Raw genomic sequence first — 298 nt, 5'->3', positions numbered from 1 at the left:
ATAGTAAATTCGCACCGCGAAAAATGGGCGAAGTTAATAATCGAAGTGTGCCGGTCACATCGTTAGTTTTCTCATCATTAACGTTATTGATCATTGTCGTTTTAAACTTTATTCTTCCAGCCAAAATTTTTGAAATTATTTCAGACATCTCGACGGTCTGCTTCATCTTTGTCTGGTTGACCTTACTTTGGTGCCATTATAAATATCGGCGGCAAAATCCTGAAGGAACCAGTTTTAAGATGCCGCTTTATCCAATCTCCAACTTTGTAACAATGGCATTCTTTATTGGAATTTTAGG

At 37.2% G+C, this 298-nt stretch carries 1 pseudogene; it reads left to right on the top strand.

From position 1 onward, the window contains the following. Positions 1-298 (top strand): annotated as a pseudogene (locus CP367_RS10575) (amino acid permease); the annotation flags it as partial.

The sequence above is a fragment of the Lactobacillus sp. UMNPBX16 genome (genome assembly GCF_002553775.1).
Classification (GTDB): Bacteria; Bacillota; Bacilli; order Lactobacillales; family Lactobacillaceae; genus Lactobacillus; species Lactobacillus crispatus.
The sequence above is the reverse complement of the archived record's forward strand: the minus strand, read 5'-3'. Positions and strand labels throughout refer to the sequence as shown.